The organism is Streptomyces blastmyceticus, assembly GCF_039521185.1.
Lineage (GTDB): Bacteria > Actinomycetota > Actinomycetes > Streptomycetales > Streptomycetaceae > Streptomyces > Streptomyces blastmyceticus.
In genome coordinates this window covers 210,949-229,624 of the sequence record NZ_BAAABW010000008.1, presented here as the reverse complement: position 1 = coordinate 229,624, position 18,676 = coordinate 210,949, and the positions used below count along the sequence as shown (strand labels likewise).

General features: G+C 71.6%; 17 protein-coding genes. 9 read left to right on the top strand and 8 right to left on the bottom strand.

What is annotated here, in order from left to right:
• Positions 1-17 precede the first annotated feature (17 nt).
• The 5 genes from ABD269_RS07290 (at position 18) to ABD269_RS07270 (ending at position 4,311) form a co-directional block, all read left to right on the top strand.
• Positions 18-989 (top strand): helix-turn-helix transcriptional regulator, encoded by a 972-nt coding sequence (locus ABD269_RS07290; RefSeq protein WP_301886855.1) that lies wholly within the window; start codon positions 18-20, stop codon positions 987-989.
• A 160-nt stretch (positions 990-1,149) separates the two neighbouring features.
• Positions 1,150-1,578 carry a GntR family transcriptional regulator gene (locus ABD269_RS07285; RefSeq protein WP_301886856.1) on the top strand — a complete coding sequence of 143 codons (429 nt, stop codon included), beginning with the start codon at positions 1,150-1,152 and terminating at the stop codon, positions 1,576-1,578.
• Positions 1,575-2,498 carry an ABC transporter ATP-binding protein gene (locus ABD269_RS07280; protein ID WP_344117018.1) on the top strand — a complete coding sequence of 308 codons (924 nt, stop codon included), beginning with the start codon at positions 1,575-1,577 and terminating at the stop codon, positions 2,496-2,498. The genes ABD269_RS07285 and ABD269_RS07280 overlap by 4 nt, the downstream gene beginning before the upstream one ends.
• On the top strand, positions 2,495-3,463 hold the full coding sequence (locus ABD269_RS07275) for a transporter (protein ID WP_344117017.1): 969 nt from the start codon (positions 2,495-2,497) through the stop codon (positions 3,461-3,463). The genes ABD269_RS07280 and ABD269_RS07275 overlap by 4 nt, the downstream gene beginning before the upstream one ends.
• A gap of 89 nt (positions 3,464-3,552) precedes the next feature.
• Entirely contained in the window at positions 3,553-4,311 is a 759-nt protein-coding gene (locus ABD269_RS07270; RefSeq protein ID WP_344117261.1) for a class I SAM-dependent methyltransferase, read from the top strand.
• Between the two features lie 20 nt (positions 4,312-4,331).
• Here the strand turns inward: ABD269_RS07270 and ABD269_RS07265 are convergent, their stop codons facing one another.
• Together ABD269_RS07265 and ABD269_RS07260 are read right to left on the bottom strand one after the other, a co-directional pair.
• The gene (locus ABD269_RS07265) at positions 4,332-5,441 is read right to left on the bottom strand and encodes a P1 family peptidase (RefSeq protein ID WP_344117016.1); all 1,110 of its coding nucleotides are present in this window, start codon (positions 5,439-5,441) and stop codon (positions 4,332-4,334) included.
• Between the two features lie 13 nt (positions 5,442-5,454).
• Positions 5,455-6,675 (bottom strand): low temperature requirement protein A, encoded by a 1,221-nt coding sequence (locus ABD269_RS07260; RefSeq protein WP_344117015.1) that lies wholly within the window; start codon positions 6,673-6,675, stop codon positions 5,455-5,457.
• A gap of 196 nt (positions 6,676-6,871) precedes the next feature.
• Here ABD269_RS07260 and ABD269_RS07255 point away from each other — a divergent pair, with 196 nt between their 5' ends.
• A complete protein-coding gene (locus ABD269_RS07255; protein ID WP_116212244.1) occupies positions 6,872-7,063 on the top strand; it encodes a hypothetical protein in 192 nt (63 codons plus the stop codon).
• Positions 7,064-7,088: 25 nt separating this feature from the next.
• On the opposite strand, the gene mscL is transcribed toward ABD269_RS07255, so the two are convergent.
• The 5 genes from mscL to ABD269_RS07230 all read right to left on the bottom strand — a co-directional run bounded on the left by mscL (position 7,089) and on the right by ABD269_RS07230 (position 12,500).
• Entirely contained in the window at positions 7,089-7,568 is a 480-nt protein-coding gene (mscL, locus tag ABD269_RS07250) for a large conductance mechanosensitive channel protein MscL (protein WP_344117014.1), read from the bottom strand.
• Between the two features lie 653 nt (positions 7,569-8,221).
• A complete protein-coding gene (locus ABD269_RS07245) occupies positions 8,222-9,034 on the bottom strand; it encodes an S-methyl-5'-thioadenosine phosphorylase (RefSeq protein WP_344117013.1) in 813 nt (270 codons plus the stop codon).
• Between the two features lie 89 nt (positions 9,035-9,123).
• Positions 9,124-9,456: an FmdB family zinc ribbon protein gene (locus tag ABD269_RS07240; protein ID WP_301886863.1), complete on the bottom strand. Its 333-nt coding sequence runs from the start codon at positions 9,454-9,456 to the stop codon at positions 9,124-9,126.
• A gap of 66 nt (positions 9,457-9,522) precedes the next feature.
• Positions 9,523-10,800: an MFS transporter gene (locus ABD269_RS07235; RefSeq protein WP_344117012.1), complete on the bottom strand. Its 1,278-nt coding sequence runs from the start codon at positions 10,798-10,800 to the stop codon at positions 9,523-9,525.
• A 200-nt stretch (positions 10,801-11,000) separates the two neighbouring features.
• Positions 11,001-12,500: a potassium/proton antiporter gene (locus tag ABD269_RS07230; protein WP_425572858.1), complete on the bottom strand. Its 1,500-nt coding sequence runs from the start codon at positions 12,498-12,500 to the stop codon at positions 11,001-11,003.
• Between the two features lie 224 nt (positions 12,501-12,724).
• Here ABD269_RS07230 and ABD269_RS07225 point away from each other — a divergent pair, with 224 nt between their 5' ends.
• A complete protein-coding gene (locus tag ABD269_RS07225) occupies positions 12,725-15,616 on the top strand; it encodes a penicillin acylase family protein (RefSeq protein WP_344117010.1) in 2,892 nt (963 codons plus the stop codon).
• A gap of 81 nt (positions 15,617-15,697) precedes the next feature.
• On the opposite strand, the gene ABD269_RS07220 is transcribed toward ABD269_RS07225, so the two are convergent.
• A complete protein-coding gene (locus tag ABD269_RS07220) occupies positions 15,698-16,318 on the bottom strand; it encodes a 5-formyltetrahydrofolate cyclo-ligase (RefSeq protein ID WP_344117009.1) in 621 nt (206 codons plus the stop codon).
• A 51-nt stretch (positions 16,319-16,369) separates the two neighbouring features.
• On the opposite strand from ABD269_RS07220, the gene galU reads away from it, so the two are divergent.
• Both galU and glp read left to right on the top strand, forming a co-directional pair.
• Entirely contained in the window at positions 16,370-17,272 is a 903-nt protein-coding gene (galU, locus tag ABD269_RS07215; RefSeq protein WP_116212238.1) for a UTP--glucose-1-phosphate uridylyltransferase GalU, read from the top strand.
• 79 nt (positions 17,273-17,351) lie between these two features.
• Positions 17,352-18,614: a molybdotransferase-like divisome protein Glp gene (gene glp, locus ABD269_RS07210; protein ID WP_344117260.1), complete on the top strand. Its 1,263-nt coding sequence runs from the start codon at positions 17,352-17,354 to the stop codon at positions 18,612-18,614.
• Positions 18,615-18,676 lie beyond the last annotated feature (62 nt).

Genomic DNA, 18,676 nt, shown 5'->3' with positions numbered 1-18,676 from the left:
CTGGCAGGCTGGGTGACATGACCGACACTCCGGCACGGCTGCTGACCCTGCTCTCCCTGCTCCAGACCCCGCGCGAGTGGCCGGGCAGCGAGCTCGCCGAGCGGCTCGGTGTCACCCCGCGCACGATCCGGCGGGACATCGAGCGGCTGCGCGACCTCGGCTACCCCGTGCAGGCCACGATGGGTGCGGTCGGCGGCTACCGGCTGGCCGCGGGGGCGGCGATGCCGCCGCTCGTCCTCGACGACGAGGAGGCCGTCGCCATCGCGGTGGGCCTGCGCGCGGGCGCGGGCCACGCGGTCGACGGCATCGAGGAGGCGTCCGTACGGGCCCTCGCCAAGCTGGAACAGGTGCTGCCCTCCCGGCTGCGGCACCGGGTGGCCACGCTCCAGGCCGCGACCGTGCCGCTGACCTGGGGCGACTCGGGCACCGTCGACCCGCGGACGCTGACCGTCATGGCCGCGGCCGCCACCGGCCACGAACGGCTGCGGTTCGCCTACCGCACCGGGGACGGGACGGAGACGCAGCGGCTGGTCGAGCCGCACCGGCTGGTGAGCACGGGGCGCCGGTGGTACCTGGTGGCGTACGACATCGACCGCGACGACTGGCGCACGTTCCGGGTGGACCGGGTCAGCGAGCCGTTCGCCACGGGCGCGCGCTTCGCCCCGCGCGAGCTGCCGGCGGCGGACGCGGCGGAGTTCATGAGCCGCTCCATGACGCGCCTCCAGCCGACGTACCGCGTGGTGGCCACCCTGCACGCCCCCGCGTCCTTCGTCGCCGCGCGCTTCCCCGGCGCGCTCGGCGCGCCCGAGCCGCTCGACGACGACCGGTGCCGCCTGGACTTCACGACGGCGGACTCCCTGGAGTGGGTGGCCTTCCGGCTGGCCCTGATCGACTGCGAATTCGAGGCGCACGAGCCGGGCGAACTCGTGGCGCACCTGGCCGAGCTGGGCGCCCGCATCTCCCGCGCGGCGGGGTCGGCGCCGCGCTGAGCAGGCGTTCTTCCGGCCGTACCGGCGCAGCACCACGGGCCCCGTGCCACCTGTCCTCCAGGTGGCGCGGGGCTCTCGCGTACGGGTGCGGCGGGATTTGACGGGGTCGGCTCCCGCTCCGCATCATTCCACTAACACGTTAGTGAAACGAGGGTGCGGAATGATCGTGTTCCGGATAGATCGGCGCAGTGGCGTCGCCACCTATCTGCAACTCGCGCACCAGGTCAGGCAGGCCCTCCGGCTCGGCGTCCTGGAGCCGGGGGACCGGCTGCCCACGGCCAGGGAAGTGGTCGCGGCCACCGCGATCAACCCCAACACCGTGCTGCGGGCCTACCGCGAGCTGGAGCGCGAGGGGCTCGTCGAGCCCCGGCCCGGGCAGGGCACGTTCGTACGCCGCTCGCTGTCCCGGCCCGCGACCGCGGCGGACTCACCGCTGCGCGCGGAGTTCACCGACTGGGTGGCACGGGCCCGCGACGCCGGGCTGGAGCGCGCGGACATCACGGCTCTCACCGACGCCGCCCTCGACGAACGCTTCCCCGCACCACCCCCGTCCCACCGATCACCGCAGTCCATGGAGGAAGACACGTGACCGACCCGATCGCCTCTACGGCCCTTCGGGCGACGCGGCTCGGCCGTAGGTTCCGCAGCGGATGGGCGCTGCGCGACTGCGACTTCGACCTGCCCGCAGGCCGGATCACCGCGCTCGTCGGCCCCAACGGAGCCGGCAAGAGCACGCTGTTCCACCTCGCCACCGGCCTCCTGCGGCCCACCACCGGCGAGATCAGCGTCTTCGGCGCCGACCCGGTCACCGCCGAGGCCCGCGACCGCACGGCCTTCCTCGCCCAGGACAAGCCGCTCTACCCCCGCTTCACCGTCGACGAGACCCTGCGCTTCGGCCGCGAGCTCAACCGGGACTGGGACCAGGCCACCGCCGAACGCATCGTCCGCGCCGGGGACATCTCCCTCGACGCCCGCGTCGGCACGCTCTCCCCGGGCCAGTGCACCCGCGTCGCCCTCGCCCTCGCCTTCGGCAAGCGGCCCGGCCTGCTGCTCCTCGACGAACCCCTCGCCGACCTCGACCCGCTCGTGCGCATCGAGGCCATGGGCCTGGTCATGGCCGAGGTCGCCGAGCGCGGCATCACCGTCGTGCTCTCCTCGCACGTCCTGTCCGAGCTGGAGAACGTCTGCGACCACGTGCTGCTCCTCAAGCACGGCGGCGTACGCCTCCAGGGCGACGCCCAGCAGCTGTGCGACGACCACCTCCTGCTCACCGGCCGCGCCGACGGCTCGCGCGAGGACGGCCTGCCGCCCGGACTGGGCGGCGCCACCGTCGTGGAATCGACCGTCACCGGCCGCCAGGTCACCGCCCTCCTCCGTACGGACGGCCACCCCGTCGACGCCCTCGCCGACGACCGGTGGGTCACCGAAATCCCCTCCCTGGAAGATCTGTTGCTCGCCTACCTCCGCTCCGCCCCCGCCGGTACCGCCACCACGGAGGCCGCGGCGTGAAGGGCACCCTCTGGCTGACCTGGCGTCAGCAGCGCACCCTGATCCTCGTCGGCGCCGCGCTCCTCGCCGCCTGCGCGGCGTGGGTCGTGTTCCAGCGCGCGGACATGATGGCGTTCATCGCCGACCATCACATCGACACGAAGAACTGCAAGGGCTGGGACGGCGACTGCCGCGGCGACGACGCCTTCCAGTTGCTCGCCGACACCAACGACGCCATGCGCACGCTCTGCACCCTCAGCGCCGCACTGCCCGTGCTCATCGGCGTCTTCTGGGGCGCGCCCCTGCTCGGACGCGAGCTGGAGAGCGGCACCTGGAAGCTCGCGCTGACCCAGGGCGTCAGCCTCCGCCGCTGGTTCCTCACCCGCTTCACGACGGCGCTCGGCGGCACGCTCGTCGCCTCGGCGGTCCTCGCCGCCCTCGTCGTGTGGTGGTGGGAGCCGGTCTCCAACATGCTCGACGGCCTCTACTGGCACGACGGCTACATCTTCAACGCCACCGGCCCCGCCGCCGTGGCCTGCGCGGTCTTCGGCCTCGTCGCCGGCACGGCGGCCGGACTGCTGCTGCGCCGCACGGTGGCCGCGATGGGCACGACCCTCGTCGTGGTCGCGGGCCTGCGGGTGCTGCTCAACACCGTCCGCCACGACTGGGTCTCGCCCGTGGCGCGGATCAGCCAGGGCGACGGGCCGCGGCAGTACATCGGCACCGCCGAGTCGGCGGGGGACTTCGGCTTCATCGACCGCGCGGGGCGCCTGGTGCACGAACCGGCCGCCTGCGGGCAGGGCGAGGGACTGCCCGACCTGAAGACCTGCATGGCGCAGAAGGGCTTCACCGGCCGCTTCTACAAGGTCTACCCGACCAGCGACTTCTGGGTCTTCCAGTGGATCGAGACGGCGATCTTCATCGGTCTCGCGGCCGCCCTGCTGGCACTGATCTGCGTCGTCCTGCGCCGCCGCGCCGTCCTCTGAGGGCCGGCCGCACGCACTCACATCCGCATACGTAACCGCATACGCATACGCATACGTCGGAGGTCCCTTCCGTGACGTCGTCCAAAGCCATGCTCAAAAACCGCAGCAACCTCACCCACAAGGTCCGTTACGCGGTGACCAACCCGGCGCGCATCGCGCCGTACCTCAAGCGCACGGCCCGTGACAGCTGGCTCCGGCTGAAGCACCCGGACCACGTCGACTACTACCGCGCGGTCATGGCCTCCGACACCGCGCGCAACCCCGAGGCGGCCGTCGGCAGCCGCAGCCACGACCGCTGGCTGGCGCTCGGCGAGATGCAGTTCGACTACCTCATGGAGCACGGGCTCGCCCCGCACCACCGCATGCTCGACATCGGCTGCGGCAACCTCCGCGCGGGCAGGCTCTTCATCGACCACCTCGACGCCGGCCACTACTACGGCATCGACATCTCGCCCGACATCCTCATATCGGCCAAGGAGACCCTCACGACCTACGGTCTCCAGGAGAAGCTGCCCCACCTCACCATCACCCGGAACCTCACCCTCGACTTCCTCCCCGACGCCCACTTCGACGTGGTGCACGCCCACAGCGTCTTCTCGCACTCGCCGATCGAGGTCATCGACGAATGCCTCGCGCACGTCGGGCGGGTGCTCGCGCCCGGCGGCTTCTTCGACTTCACCTTCGACCGCACGGAGGGCGCGGAACACCAGGTGCTGCGCGAGGACTTCTACTACCGCACGCAGACACTGATCGCCCTGGCCGAGAAGCACGGGCTGCGCGGCCGGTTCATGGACGACTGGGAGAAGCGGCCGCACGGCCAGTCGAAGATCAGGGTCAGCGCGGGCTAGGCCCGCAGTTCGGGCCCGCCTCAGCCGCCGTACAGGTCGCGGTACGACGGGAACACCCCGCCCGGGCCGTCCACCCCCTCCGCCGCGAGCACCGCCTTCACCACCGAGCGGGTCAGCACGTCCGCCCCCGCGGCCAGGATCTCGTTGAGCGCGCCCGCCGTCGGCAGGATCGTGCTGCCGAACAACTCCTCCCCGGACAGCGGGCGCTCCCCTGTCGCCAGCGCGAACACCGTGTCCCCGTCGCTCAGCAGATGGACGGGCCGCACCGCGCGGGCCAGCCCGTCGTGGGCCGTGCCCGCGAGCTTCTGGGCCTGGGCGCGGGTCAGCGCGGCATCGGTCGCGACGACGGCGAGCGTGGTGTTGAGCGGCGGCCGCACGGAGGAGGCCGCACGCTTCGCGGACTCCTGCCGCGCGTTCGCCAGCGCCTCCTGGGCGGCACGGTGCCGCTCGGGCGCCGGGACGTCGACCAGCCCCTGCGCCAACTGCCCGTACAGCGCACCCGTCGTGGGCTCGACCACCGAGCCCGCCGCGTTGACGACGGCCAGCGCCGCGACCGTCGTGCCCGACGGCAGGACGACGCTCGCCGTCCCGACGCCGCCCTTGACGCCCCCGGCCACCGCGCCCGCACCGGCGCCGACCGTGCCCTGCTCCACGGGCGCCCCCGCCTCCGTACGCGCCGCCGCCTCGGCCGCGAGCCTGCCGAGCGCGGCGTCGGGGCGGGCCCGCCAGTCGCCACCACGGCCGAGGTCGAACAGGGCGGCGGCCGGGACGACGGGCACGACCTGCGCCGGGTCGGGGCCGACCCGGAAGCCGCGGCCCGCCTCCTCCAGCCAGGCCATCACGCCCGAGGCGGCGTCGAGACCGAAGGCGCTGCCGCCGGACAGCACGATCGCCTCGACGTGCTGCACCAGGTTCCGCGGGTCGAGGGCGTCGGTCTCCCGCGTGCCCGGCCCGCCGCCCCGTACGTCGACGGCGGCGATCGCGCCCCCTTCGGCGGTCAGCACCACCGTGGTGCCGGTCAGGGCGCCGTCCCCGATGCGGTGCGCGTGCCCGACCCGCAGTCCGGGCACGTCGGTCAGCGCGTCGAGGGGGCCGGGGGAGGGGAGCTGTGCGGCATGGGCATCAGTCATGACCCCATGCGTATCACTTCCCTTCCGCTGTGTCTGTGGTCCTTTCCGCCGCCGCCCGCCGCGAGGTCAGGGTGACCCCCACCGCCACCGTGGCCGTCGCCACCACACCGGCCAGCAGGACCGCGGCATGCCCCGCGAACGTACAGGCCAGCACGAGCACGGCCGACACCGGCAGGATCAACTGCTGTGCCAGGCCCCGCTTGTGGTGCCGGGAGTGGATCAGCCAGACCGAGAACATGAACAGCGCCGTGGCCACGGTGACCGCGCCCGACGCCGCGAACGTCGAGATGTGCGCCTTGCCGACGGCCTCCTCGATCGCCACCTCGATCCCCGCCCCGATGGCCGCCGCCGAACCGAAGACGAGGTAGTGGCCGTAACCCCACAGAAAAGCCTGACGGTTGGAGGCCAGGTGGAGATGGATGGGCACCGCGAAATAGATCCAGTACGCCGCGAAGATGATCAGCAGCCCGCCGCCCGCGATCGGCAGCAGCGTGCCCAGCGCCTCGTGCTCGTCCACCGCCGACTGGACGGCGACCGTGGCCGCCGACACGGTCTCGCCCAGCACGATGATGGTGAACAGGCCGTACCGCTCCGCGATGTGGTGCGGATGCCAGCCCGTGGTGTGCCGGTGCTCGGCGATCGCGGGCACCGACATCTCCACGACCGCCATGACCAGGAAGAGCCACGGCTTGGCGTGCTGGGGCAGGAGCAGCAGCCCCAGCCAGCCGACCTGACACAGACTCACCCCCACCGCGTACAGCAGAGCCGTCCGACGCTCCTCGCCCGCGCAGGAGCGCGCGGCCCGCAGCCACTGGGTGACCAGCGCCAGCCGCATCACGAGATAGCCGAACCACACCACCGTGAATTCGCCGTGCTCGAAGGCCCGGGGGATGCCCGCCGCCAGGATCAGCACCCCGGCCATCTGGACCAGCGTCACCACGCGGTACAGCACGTCGTCCGTGTCGTACGCGGAGGAGAACCAGCTGAAGTTGACCCACGCCCACCAGATCGCGAAGAACATCATCAGGTAGCCGATGAGGCCGGTGCCCTGATGGCCCTCGGCGAGCGCGTGCACCAGCTGCCGGCCGGCCTGGGCCACCGCGACGACGAAGCACAGGTCGAAGAACAGCTCCAGCGGTGTGGCCGTGCGGTGCGCTTCGTCGCGGCCACGGGCGGTCATCCGGCGCAGCACATGACCACTGCCGTGAGAGGCGCCGGGGGAGGGCTCGCTCATGGTCTGAGGGAACGCTCTTCGGGTGCGCCTTCAGATGCCGGACGGTCCGGGGCGCGGCGCTCGGGGCGTGGGCCGGGCACCGACAGGGCATATGTGGGCAGCGTCACATCGCTCATGCGGCGATTGTCGCCGCTGCCACAGCCGTGCGCGCGCCGGAGGCACCGTGGGCCGGGCGGCCCGACCGTACCCTGGAGGCATGAGCACCGCCCCCGAACCCGCCGCCGAGCCCACCCCGCCGCGTCGGCCCGCCGCGCTGATCTTCGACGACCCGCTGTCGCAGCAGTCCTCGGACGACACGGACCGCGGCTGGGGCGAGCGGCCGGCCGGTGGCGACAGCGCCGCCGACCTGGCCCGCTTCCTGGACGAGAAGCCGCCCCACCACATCTGAGCCCCGCCGCGGGGCCGCCGCGCGGTCAGCGCTGGGCCGGGACCGTCTCCGGCTCCGGGCCGCGGCGCTGCTCGGTCAGCGCGTCGCGGATCTGCTCCAGCAGCTCGATCTCGGTCACCTTCGCCGACGCCGGCTCCGCGGGCTTCCTGGCCGCTTGGCGGTCCTGCCAGCGCTTCATCGGCAGCAGCATCAGGAAGTAGACGACAGCCGCGGTGATGATGAAGGTCAGCGTCGCGCTGAGCACCGTGCCCCACTGGATGTAGACACCGGCGGTCACCTCGCCCGCGGAATTCCTCGAGCAGGGACCCTTGAGGCAGGCCGCGTAGTTGCCCAGGTCCTTGGTGCCGAAGGCGCCGACGACCGGGTTGATCACGCCCTTGACCACCGAGTTGACGATGTTGGTGAACGCCGCACCGATGACAACGGCGACCGCGAGGTCTATGACGTTGCCCCGCATCAGGAATGCCTTGAAGCCGCCAAGGACGCCTGTTTTCTTCTCGCTCACCGAGCAGCCTCTCTGTGTCTGTGCCTGCACTGTCTCCGTCTGTACCGGAATGGCAGGTTCCATAACCTCCGGACGATTTTGCCAGGTCTGGGCGGTCCGCCGGGGCGATCATGCGAAGCGGCAGTGCGCGAGTGTCGGCAGGCACAGTGTCACCGCCCCGGCGGCGGTGGCGGCGACCCCGGCGGCCAGCCGCCGTCGTCGCCGCGTCGTCCGCCATGGCCCGCACCACCTCCTGCCCACCCGGACCGGTGCGAATTGAGGGAGACCGCGGGTGGGTGGGGGCGTGCGGGGGCATGTGGGCGGGGTGTCGGTGAGTGGGTGCGCCGTGGGGGAGGGCGAGAGTGTGAAGGGGAGCATGCTGGGGCACCGCCTTGCGGGTTCGTGGGCCGGATGACTTCACGATCCCGCGCTTTTCGCGATCCCGCTGGGGGCTGTGGACTACCGCCCGGTTGTGGACAACTCGGCCACCCGCCGGGGGTTTTCTTCCCCCACCCCGCCCCTTCCCGGCTGTGTCGATTTGCGGCTCCGCCGCGTGGGGGTCTCTGCCCCAGACCCCGAAGCACGCTCCGCGCGCTGTCCTCAAACTCCCCCAGCTACCGCTGGGAGGTGCCCCCACGGGCTGCATGCGCACCCCGAAGCGGTGCGGCCCCCCATCAGGTCGCGCACAGACAAGCCCGCTCCGCCGTCTCCGGCAGTGCGCACACCGCCGCGAAGAGGACCTCGCGCAGGCGGCCCACGTTTTCGCCGAAGACGCGCATGACCTCGTCGTGCGAGACGCCGTCGCCCGTCTCCGCGCCCGCGTCGAGGTCGGTGACCAGCGACATGGAGGTGTAGCAGAGGCCCAGTTCGCGGGCGAGGACCGCTTCCGGGTGGCCGGTCATGCCGACCACCGACCAGCCCTGGGCGGCGTGCCAGCGGGACTCGGCGCGGGTCGAGAAGCGCGGGCCCTCGATCACCACCATCGTGCCGCCGTCCACCGGATCCCAGCCGTGCCCGCGGGCGACGGCCAGGGCGACCGCGCGCCCGGCGGGGCAGTAGGGGTCGGCGAAGGTGGTGTGCACCACGTCGGGCACCGAACCGTCCGGCAGCGGCTCGCCGTCGAAGAAGGTCTGGGTCCGGTTCTTGGTGCGGTCCACGAGCTGGTCCGGCACGAGCAGCGTGCCCGGTCCGTACTCCGGCCGCAGTCCGCCCACCGCGCAGGGGCCGAGCACCTGGCGCACGCCGATCGAGCGGAGGGCCCACAGGTTGGCCCGGTAGTTGATGCGGTGCGGCGGCAGGTGGTGGCCGCGTCCGTGGCGGGGCAGGAAGGCGACCTTCCGTCCGGCCAGTTCACCGATGAAGAGAGAGTCGCTCGGCGACCCGTAGGGCGTCTTGACCGTGACCTCGGTCACGTCTTCCAGGAAGGAGTAGAACCCCGACCCGCCGATCACGCCTATGTCCGCCTGTGCGGTACCCATCTCGACCATGCGGCCCACCCTAGCGGCGCACCCGGGAACGACAGGAGCCCGCGGCCCCTCGGGAGGGGCTGCGGGCTCCGATGCGCCGGGGTGGTGCGTCAGGCGGCCGACGAGCTGCTGCTCGACGTGGACGCGCTCGACGACGAGGCCGAGGACGCCGAAGAGGTCGAAGAAGAGGCCGACGAGGAGTCCGAGCCGTTCTTCGGGGCGGACGAGGGCGTGGAGGCCTTCGCCGGGCTGCTGCTGGACGACGCGCCACGGCTGTCGTTCCGGTAGAAGCCGGATCCCTTGAAGACGATGCCGACCGCGGAGAACACCTTCTTCAGGCGTCCGTCGCAGCTCGGGCAGACGGTCAGGGCGTCATCGGTGAACTTCTGCACCGCCTCGAGGCCCTCGCCGCACTCGGTGCACTGGTACTGGTAAGTCGGCACTTGCTCCTCCTGGCACTCTCACTCAATGAGTGCTAACGACGCTCCATAGTGCAGTATTCCGGCCCGTCAGTCCACCGATACGGGCTCGCGGTGACCGACCCCACGTGCGGCGATGAGCGATTCGCCCTTCGGCGACAGCGCCTTGCGCAGCGTGAGGAGGACCACCAGGGCCGCGGCCGTGCCGACCAGCGGGATCAGGAATCCGGCGCTCGCGGTGTGGGAGTCGATCACCCGGCCGCCGATGCTGGCACCGGCCGCCTGGCCGAGGCCCACCGCGCCCGTCAGCCAGGTGAAGGCCTCCGTGCGGGCGGTCGGCGGGACCAGCGAGTCCACCAGCGTGTAGCCGGTGATCAGCGCCGGGGCGATGCACAGACCGACGAGCAGGCCGAGCCCGCCCAGCAGCGGCAGCGCGTGCGCGGCCCACAGCGGGGTGGTGGCCAGCGCCAGCAGCGGGTAGGCGATCAGCAGGCGGCGCTGCGGGGTGACGCGCCAGGCGATGGCACCGCAGACGAGGCCCGCGATCATGTTCCCGGCCGCGAACGTGCCGTACATCAGACCGTTGAGCCCCGGCTCGCCGAGCTCCTTGGTGAAGGCCGTCATCGACACCTGCATGCCGCCGAAGACGGAGCCGATGCCCAGGAAGGCGATCGCGAGGACGCGGACGCCGGGCACGGACAGCGCCGACACGGCCTTCTCGCCGCTCCCGGAGCCCGAGCGGCTCGGCTCGGGCTGGGTGCGCCGCTGCGAGGCGAAGAGCAGGCCGCCGACGAGCGTCAGCACTGCCTCGGTGATCAGACCCGCGGCCGGGTGCACACCGGTGGACAGCGCGGTGACCAGCACCGGGCCGATCACGAAGGTGAACTCGTCGGTGACCGACTCGAAGGCCGCCGCCGTGGACATCAGCGGCGAGCCCTCCAGCTGCGCCGCCCAGCGGGCCCGGACCATCGGGCCTATCTGCGGGGTGGACGCGCCGGCGGGTACCGCCGCCGCGAACAGGGCCCACAGCGGTGCGCCCGCCAGCGCCAGGGTGATCAGCAGGGAGATGGCCGCGGCGTGCACGATCACGCCGGGCACCAGCACCCTGCCCTGCCCGAAGCGGTCCGCGAGCTTGCCGCCCTGCGGGGCGAACAGCGCCATCGCGACACCGGCGGTCGCCGAGACGGCGCCCGCCGTGCCGTACGAGCCGGTGGTGTGCTCGACCAGCAGCAGGATGCCGATGGTCAGCATCGCGAAGGGCTGCCGGGCCAGAAAACCGGGAAGCAGGAACGTCCAGGCGCCGCGGGTGCGCAGCAGCTGTCCGTATCCGGGTCGCGCCTCGGCGTGGTCGTTGACCGTGGATGCCACGGCCGGGCCTTTCCGCCGCCTGGTAGCGCGCACCGGGACGGGGACACCGCACGGAGCGCGCCGAGAGCTGTCCTCTCGCGCAGGACCGTGGTAGATGCCGTGCCGGCCGCCTTGTGCTGCGCGACCGCGGCCGCCGTGCGGTCGCGCCAGCCCTGCATCAGGCAGAGTTGGTTCGGTCAAAGAAATGCGAAATAACGAGGTTACTTCCCCTTTAGCGTACCGGGTGTCCCCAGCCAGCCCGCAAGCTTGCCTCCCTCGCTGACGGCCCGCAGCCGCTTCTCCGCCGCGTCGCGCACCGGGTCGGTGGCCACCACCAGCAGCTCGTCGCCCAGGCGCAGCACGGTCGTGGGCCCCGGTACGGAGCTCTTGCCGTCGCGTACGACGAGGGTGACCGCCGCCCCTGCGGGCAGCCGCAGCTCCCCGACCTCCACGCCGTGCATCTTCGACCCCTCGGGGACCGAGACGGACAGCAGGTGGCCGCGCAGGCGCTCCAGGGGCGCCGATTCGATGCCCAGGTCCTCGGGCTCGGTCTCGCCCAGCCGCAGCCGTCTGGCGAGCCAGGGCAGCGTCGGGCCCTGCACCAGGGTGTAGACGATCACCAGCACGAAGACGATGTTGAAGATCGTCCGGCTGTCGTCGACCCCGGCCACCATGGGGATGGTGGCCAGGACGATCGGCACCGCCCCGCGCAGCCCCGCCCACGACAGCAGTACCTTCTCCTGCCAGGCCGTGCGGAAGGGCGCCGTGCTCAGGAACACCGACACCGGACGGGCGACCATGGTCAGCACCAGGCCGACGATGAGCGCGGGCAGGATGTCGTCGCCCAGTTCGTGCGGGGTGACGAGCAGGCCGAGCAGGACGAACATGCCGATCTGGGCGATCCAGCCGAGCCCCTCGGCGAAGCCGCGGGTGGCGGGCCAGTGCGGCAGTTTGGCGTTGCCCAGTATCAGCGCGGCCAGATAGACGGCCAGGAAGCCCGAGCCGTGGGCGAGCGCGCCGCCCGCGTAGGCCGCGGTCGCGATGGCCATCACGGCGATCGGGTAGAGGCCGGAGGCGGGCAGGGCCACGTGCCGCATGCCGTACGCGCCGAGCAGACCGATCGTCAGGCCGATGGCCGCGCCGATCGCCAGCTCCAGGGCGATCTTGCCGACCAGTACGTACCAGTGGTCGACCGGTCCGGCCGCCGAGAAGGCGACGACGAGGATGACGACGGGGGCGTCGTTGAAGCCCGATTCGGCCTCCAGGACACCCGTCAGCCGGGCGGGCAACGGAACGTTGCGCAGCACGGAGAAGACGGCGGCCGCGTCCGTGGAGGACACCACCGCGCCGATGATCAGCGCCTGCCGCCATTCCATGCCGGCCAGGTAGTGCGCCGCCGAGGCGGTGATGCCCACGCTGAGGGCGACGCCGACGGTGGACAGCAGGGCAGCCGAGGGCAGCGCGGGTCTGACCTCGTGCCACTTCGTGCCGAGGCCGCCCTCGGCGAGGATCACGACCAGTGCGGCATAGCCGATCACCTGGGTCAGGCCGACGTCGTTGAAGTGGACGCCGATGCCGTCCTGCCCGATGGCGACGCCTATGCCCAGATAGATGAGCAGGCTGGGGAGCCCGCTGCGCGAAGAGATCCGTACCGCCGCCACCGCGATGAGCAGGACGAGGGAGCAGATCAACAGGAGTTCGTTGAGGTGGTGGACAGTCAGGGGCCGATCCCTTCACGAGTCTTTCCACGGATGTCGGCCGAAACGTTCCTCCGGCCGACCGTTACTTCGTTTCCTAACCTAATATTTTACGGGTTCTTGACGCGTGATAGTGGCCACAGCGACGCATGTCACTGTCCCGCCGGACTCCGCGTCCGGGCGCCCGGAGCGCTGCGCCTATGGTTGCTTCAGCACTCCAGGACCACCCTGCCCCTCTAAGGACAGCGATGCCCGCCAACAAGACCGGCCCTTCCGGCAAGAAGTCCGGTAAGAAGAAAGGCCGCCGCGCCCGCCTGCTCGTGATCACTCTCGTGCTGCTGCTCGTGGCGGGCGTCGGCTTCGGCGCGTACTGGAGCGTCAGTACGGTCCGCGCCTCCTTCCCGGAGACCAGCGGCACGCTCCAGCTCAAGGGGCTGTCCGGACAGGTGAAGGTCGCGCGCGACGCGCACGGCGTCCCGCAGATCTACGCGGAGTCCGCCGAGGACCTCTTCCGCGCCCAGGGCTTCGTCCAGGCGCAGGACCGGTTCTGGGAGATGGACGTCCGCAGGCATCTGACGGCGGGCCGCCTCTCCGAGATGTTCGGTGACGGGCAGGTGGAGACCGACGCCTTCGTGCGGACGATGGGGTGGCGGAAGGTCGCGCAGGAGGAGTACGACACCAAGCTCTCCGCGACCACCAAGAAATACCTCCAGGCGTACTCCGACGGGGTCAACGCCTATCTCAAGGACCATCAGGGCAAGTCGCTCTCCGTCGAGTACGCGGCGCTTTCGTTCCAGAACGACTACAAGCCCGAGCAGTGGACCCCGGTCGACTCCGTCGCCTGGCTGAAGGCCATGGCCTGGGACCTGCGCGGCAACATGCAGGACGAGATCGACCGTTCGCTCGCCGCGACCCGGCTGAGCCCCAAGCAGATCGACCAGCTCTACCCGGCGTACCCGTACGACCGGAACAAGCCGATCGTCGACGGCGGCGGGATCGACCCGCTCACCAAGGCGTTCGACCCGCAGGCCACCCCGTCCGAGAGCACGCGGACCGGCGGCGCGAACGGCACCGGGGGCACGAACGGCAAGCCGGGCGGTACGGCCGCGGGCGGCGCGAACGGCACCACCGGCGGGACGAACGGCACGACCGGAGGCACCACCGGGACCACCGGCGGCGCGGGCGCGGCCAACCCCACCACCGGCGGGAGCGCCGGGGGCGGTCTGCGCAGCGGCCTGTCCTCGCTCTCCAACACCCTCGACAAGATCCCGGCGCTGCTCGGCCCCTCCGGCAACGGCATCGGGTCCAACTCCTGGGTCGTCTCCGGCAAGTACACGACCACCGGCAAGCCGCTGCTCGCCAACGACCCGCACCTGGCACCGCAGATGCCCTCGCTCTGGTACCAGATGGGCCTGCACTGCACCAAGGTCAGCGCCGCGTGCCCGTACGACGTGGCCGGCTACACCTTCTCCGGCATGCCCGGCGTGGTCATCGGCCACAACCAGGACATCGCCTGGGGCATGACCAACATGCGTTCCGACACCTCCGACCTCTACCTGGAGAAGGTCACCGCCGACAGCTACCTCTACGACGGCAAGCAGATGCCCTTCACCACCCGCAAGGAGACCATCAAGGTCGCGGGCGGCAAGGACCGCGAGTTCACCATCCGCTCCACCAACAGCGGACCGGTGGTCTCCGACCGCAACAGCGAGCTGGGCAAGGTCGGCCAGGACGCGCCCGTGCAGGACCCCGCGCCCGACCGCGCCGAGGGCTACGCCGTGTCGCTGCGCTGGTCGGCGCTCGACCCCGGCAACAGCATGGACGCCCTGCTGGACCTGAACCGGGCCAAGGACTTCAAGGACTTCCGGAAGGCCGCGTCCAGCCTCCAGGTGCCCTCGCAGAACCTCATCTACGCCGACACCCAGGGCAACATCGGCTACCAGGCGCCCGGTGGCATCCCCGTCCGCAAGGGCGACGGCCGCTACCCCGCCCCCGGCTGGGACCCCGCCTACAAGTGGACCGGCACCGTTCCGCAGGCCGAGATGCCCTGGGACTACAACCCCAAGCGCGGCTACATCGTCGCCGCCAACCAGGCCGTCGCCGACAAGACGTACCCGAACCAGCTGACCTCGGACTGGGGCTACGGCGCCCGCAGCCAGCGCATCAACGACCTCATCCAGTCGAAGATCAAGGACGGGGGCAAGATCTCGACGGACGACATGCAGAAGATGCAGATGGACAACACCAGCGAGATCGCCAAGCTGCTGACCCCCTACCTCCTCAAGATCGAGCTCAAGGGCGACAACGAGCGCGAGACGAAGTACGTCCGCGAGGCACAGAAGCTCCTGGAGGGCTGGGACTACACCCAGGAGGCCGACTCCGCGGCCGCCGCGTACTTCAACGCCGTGTGGCGCAACACCCTCAAGCTCGCCTTCGGCAACAAGCTGCCCAAGGAGCTGCGGGTCAAGGGCCAGTGCCTGCGGGTCCGCCCGGCCAACGACTCCGGGCCGCAGGAGGACCTCGACGGCAACACCCGGCTCGTCCAGGAGTGCGGCGAGCGCGACCCCGACTCGGCGCAGCCCGACGGCGGCGACCGCTGGTTCGAGGTCGTCCGGGGCATCCTCGACAAGCCCGGCGACCAGTGGTGGAAGACCAACGGCACCCGCGCCAACCCCGGCGCGGGCAACCGTGACGAGCTGCTGGCCCAGGCCATGAAGGACGCCCGCTGGGAGCTCACCTCCAAGCTCGGCAAGGACGTCAACTCCTGGAGCTGGGGCCGGCTGCACCAGCTGAACCTCAAGAACCAGACGCTCGGCAAGGACGGCCCCGCCGTCGTGCGCTGGCTGCTCAACCGCGGTCCCTGGAACCTCGCGGGCGGCGAGGCCGCGGTCAACGCCGCGGGCTGGAACGCCGCGGGCGGCTACGACGTCGTCTGGGTGCCGTCGATGCGGATGGTGGTCAACCTCGGCGATCTCGACAAGTCGCGGTGGATCAACCTCACGGGCGCGTCCGGGCACGCGTACAACGCCCACTACTACGACCAGACGGACAAGTGGGCCAAGGGCGAGCTCCTCCCCTGGGCCTACAGCCCCGATGCGGTGAAGAAGGCGACGGACGCGGAGTTGACGCTCAAACCCTGACGCCGGGCGCCTGAGCCGGACGGGCTGGATGCGAGGACCACGGTCCACGGATCCGGCCCGTCCGGCGTTTTTCGCGTCCGGTCACCGAAAACGGCGCGCACCCCCCGGTGTCACCACCGCGTCCACCGGCTGATCATGCGGCTCCGCCGGGACCTCGGCGACGACCTCGGCGTCGTACAGCAGCACCACGCGCGCGGGAGTCCGCCCGGCCACCGTCAAGCGCGCGAGGACGCGGTCGTACGAGCCGCCGCCCCGCCCCAGCCGCAGACCGCGGCCGTCCACCGCCAGGCCCGGCAGCAGCACCGCGTCCGCGGAGGTCACGGCGGACGGCCCGAGCCGTTCGCCGTCCGGCTCCAGGAGGCCGCGGGAGGCGCGTACGAGGTGGTCGGGGCCGCGGTAGAGACCCCAGTCGAGATCGTTGTCGGGCAGCAGGACCGGCAGCAGGACGCGCACCCCCCGCTCGCGCAGGGCGTCCAGCAGGGCGCGGGTCCCCGGCTCGCTCCCCACCGAGACGTAGGCGGCCACGGTTTCGGCCTCGGCGAGCTCCGGGAGATCCAGTGCGCGACGGGCCAGAGCTGCCTCCGCGGCCTGTCGGTCGGCTATGGTCAACCCTGCTCTCATCGCGAGGAAAGAACGCCGCAACTCCGCCTTGCCACCCTCGTTTTTGATCACTGTTCGTACAAACTCCTTGTCTCGGGTCATACTCGGTGGAGCCTCATCTTCCGCACATTCCCAACCGTTAGTGTTCGGCCCATGACTCATTCGCGTCCTCGGATCAGCAAGGCTGTCATCCCTGCCGCCGGTCTCGGCACCCGCTTCCTGCCGGCGACCAAGGCCACGCCCAAGGAGATGCTGCCGGTTGTCGACAAGCCGGCGATCCAGTACGTGGTGGAGGAGGCCGTCCTCGCCGGGCTGTCGGACGTCCTCATGATCACGGGGCGCAACAAGCGGCCGCTGGAGGATCACTTCGACCGCAACTACGAGCTGGAGGAGGCCCTGCGGCGCAAGGGCGACGAGTCCCGGCTCGCGCGGGTGCAGGAGTCCAGCGACCTGGCCACGATGCACTACGTCCGCCAGGGCGACCCCCGGGGCCTGGGGCACGCCGTGCTGTGCGCGGCCCCGCACGTCGGCAACGAGCCCTTCGCCGTCCTCCTGGGCGACGACCTCATCGACGCCCGCGACCCGCTGCTCTCCCGCATGGTCGACATCCAGCGCAAGCACGGCGGCAGCGTGATCGCCCTCATGGAGGTCGACCCCTCGCAGGTCCACCTCTACGGCTGCGCGGCCGTCAAACCCACCGACGTCGACGACGTCGTGGAGATCACCGGCCTGGTGGAGAAGCCCGAGCCCGCCGAGGCCCCCAGCAACTACGCCGTCATCGGCCGCTACGTCCTCGACCCGGCCGTCTTCGACGTCCTGCGCGAGACCGCGCCCGGCCGCGGCGGCGAGATCCAGCTCACCGACGCGCTCCAGGCCCTCGCCGCGGAGCCGGGCCTCGGCGGGCCCGTGCACGGCGTCGTCTTCAAGGGCCGCCGCTATGACACCGGTGACCGCGGTGACTATCTGCGTGCCATTGTCAGACTGGCATGCGAGCGTGAAGATCTAGGACCGGACTTCCGGGCCTGGCTTCGCCGTTACGTCACCGAGGAGATGTAGCACCTTGAGCAGAACCACCGACACATCCGCCGCCGGATCGCCCTCCGACCCGGCCGCGGCCGAGGAGCGCCTCTGGTCGGTGGACGAGCACCTCGACGACATCCTCAAGCGGATCCGCCCGCTGGAGCCGATCGAGCTGCAACTGCTGGACGCCCAGGGCTGCGTGCTCGTCGAGGACGTCACCGTGCCCGCCGCCCTGCCGCCCTTCGACAACAGCTCCATGGACGGCTACGCGGTCCGCACGGCGGACGTCGAGGGCGCGAGCGCGGAGTTCCCCGCGGTGCTCACCGTGATCGGCGACGTGGCCGCGGGCAGCGGCGAGCCGCCCGCCGTCGGCCCCGGCGAGGCCGCCCGCATCATGACCGGCGCCCCCCTGCCGCCGGGCGCCGAGGCCGTCGTCCCCGTCGAGTGGACCGACGGCGGCACCGGAGGCGGGCCCGCCACCACCATGGCCGCCCACAGCGCCGCCCCGGACGGCGCCACCGGCGAGGTGCGCGTCCACCGCCCCGTCGCGGCCCGCGCCCACGTCCGCGCCCGCGGCAGCGACGTGGCCGCCGGATCGCTGGCCCTGCGCGCCGGTACGGTCCTCGGCCCGCCCCAGATCGGCCTGCTCGCCGCGATCGGCCGGGCCACTGTGCGGGTGCGGCCCCGCCCCCGCGTCGTCGTCATGTCGACCGGCAGCGAGCTCGTCCAGCCGGGCACGGAGCTGACCCCCGGCCGCATCCACGACTCCAACAGCTTCGTCCTCACCGCCTGCGCCCGCGACGCCGGTGCCATCGCCTACCGCGTCGGCGCCGTCGACGACGACGCCCAGACGCTGCGCTCGACCCTGGAGGACCAGCTCATCCGGGCCGACATGGTGGTCACCAGCGGGGGCGTCAGCGTCGGCGCCTACGACGTGGTCAAGGAGACCCTCTCCGAGCTCGCCGGCGACGAGGGCAGCGTCTCCTTCCGCAAGCTGGCCATGCAGCCGGGCAAGCCGCAGGGCTTCGGCCGCATCGGCCCCGACCGCGTCCCGCTGCTCGCCCTGCCGGGCAACCCCGTCAGCTCGTACGTCTCCTTCGAGCTCTTCGCGCGGCCCGCGGTCCGTGCCCTGATGGGGCTCGACCCCTTCGACCGCACGACCGTGCGCGCCGTGTGCGCCGACACCGTCGCCTCCTCCCCGAAGGGCCGCCGCCAGTTCCTGCGCGGCCGGCACGAGGACGGCACGGTCAAGGTCGTCGGCGGCGCCGGGTCCCATCTGGTGAAGGCCCTCGCCGACGCCAACGCCCTCATAGTCGTCCCGGAGGAGACCACCTCCGTGGAGGCGGGCACCGAGCTCGACGTGATCCTCCTCGACTGACCGCACCTGCACCGCTCTGCCCCGCTCGCTGCCCGATACGGTGTCTGCCCGAACGGACCGGA

Excerpts from the sequence above, each read along its gene's own strand:
- ABD269_RS07255 (WP_116212244.1), top strand. The coding sequence starts at position 6,872 with ATGAGCACCGCCCCCGAACCCGCCGCCGAGCCCACCCCGCCGCGTCGG.
- galU (WP_116212238.1), top strand. The coding sequence starts at position 16,370 with ATGACTCATTCGCGTCCTCGGATCAGCAAGGCTGTCATCCCTGCCGCC.
- ABD269_RS07290 (WP_301886855.1), top strand. The coding sequence starts at position 18 with ATGACCGACACTCCGGCACGGCTGCTGACCCTGCTCTCCCTGCTCCAG.
- ABD269_RS07285 (WP_301886856.1), top strand. The coding sequence starts at position 1,150 with ATGATCGTGTTCCGGATAGATCGGCGCAGTGGCGTCGCCACCTATCTG.
- ABD269_RS07220 (WP_344117009.1), bottom strand. The coding sequence starts at position 16,318 with ATGACCCGAGACAAGGAGTTTGTACGAACAGTGATCAAAAACGAGGGT.
- ABD269_RS07245 (WP_344117013.1), bottom strand. The coding sequence starts at position 9,034 with ATGGTCGAGATGGGTACCGCACAGGCGGACATAGGCGTGATCGGCGGG.
- ABD269_RS07270 (WP_344117261.1), top strand. The coding sequence starts at position 3,553 with ATGCTCAAAAACCGCAGCAACCTCACCCACAAGGTCCGTTACGCGGTG.
- ABD269_RS07265 (WP_344117016.1), bottom strand. The coding sequence starts at position 5,441 with ATGACTGATGCCCATGCCGCACAGCTCCCCTCCCCCGGCCCCCTCGAC.
- ABD269_RS07225 (WP_344117010.1), top strand. The coding sequence starts at position 12,725 with ATGCCCGCCAACAAGACCGGCCCTTCCGGCAAGAAGTCCGGTAAGAAG.
- ABD269_RS07260 (WP_344117015.1), bottom strand. The coding sequence starts at position 6,675 with ATGAGCGAGCCCTCCCCCGGCGCCTCTCACGGCAGTGGTCATGTGCTG.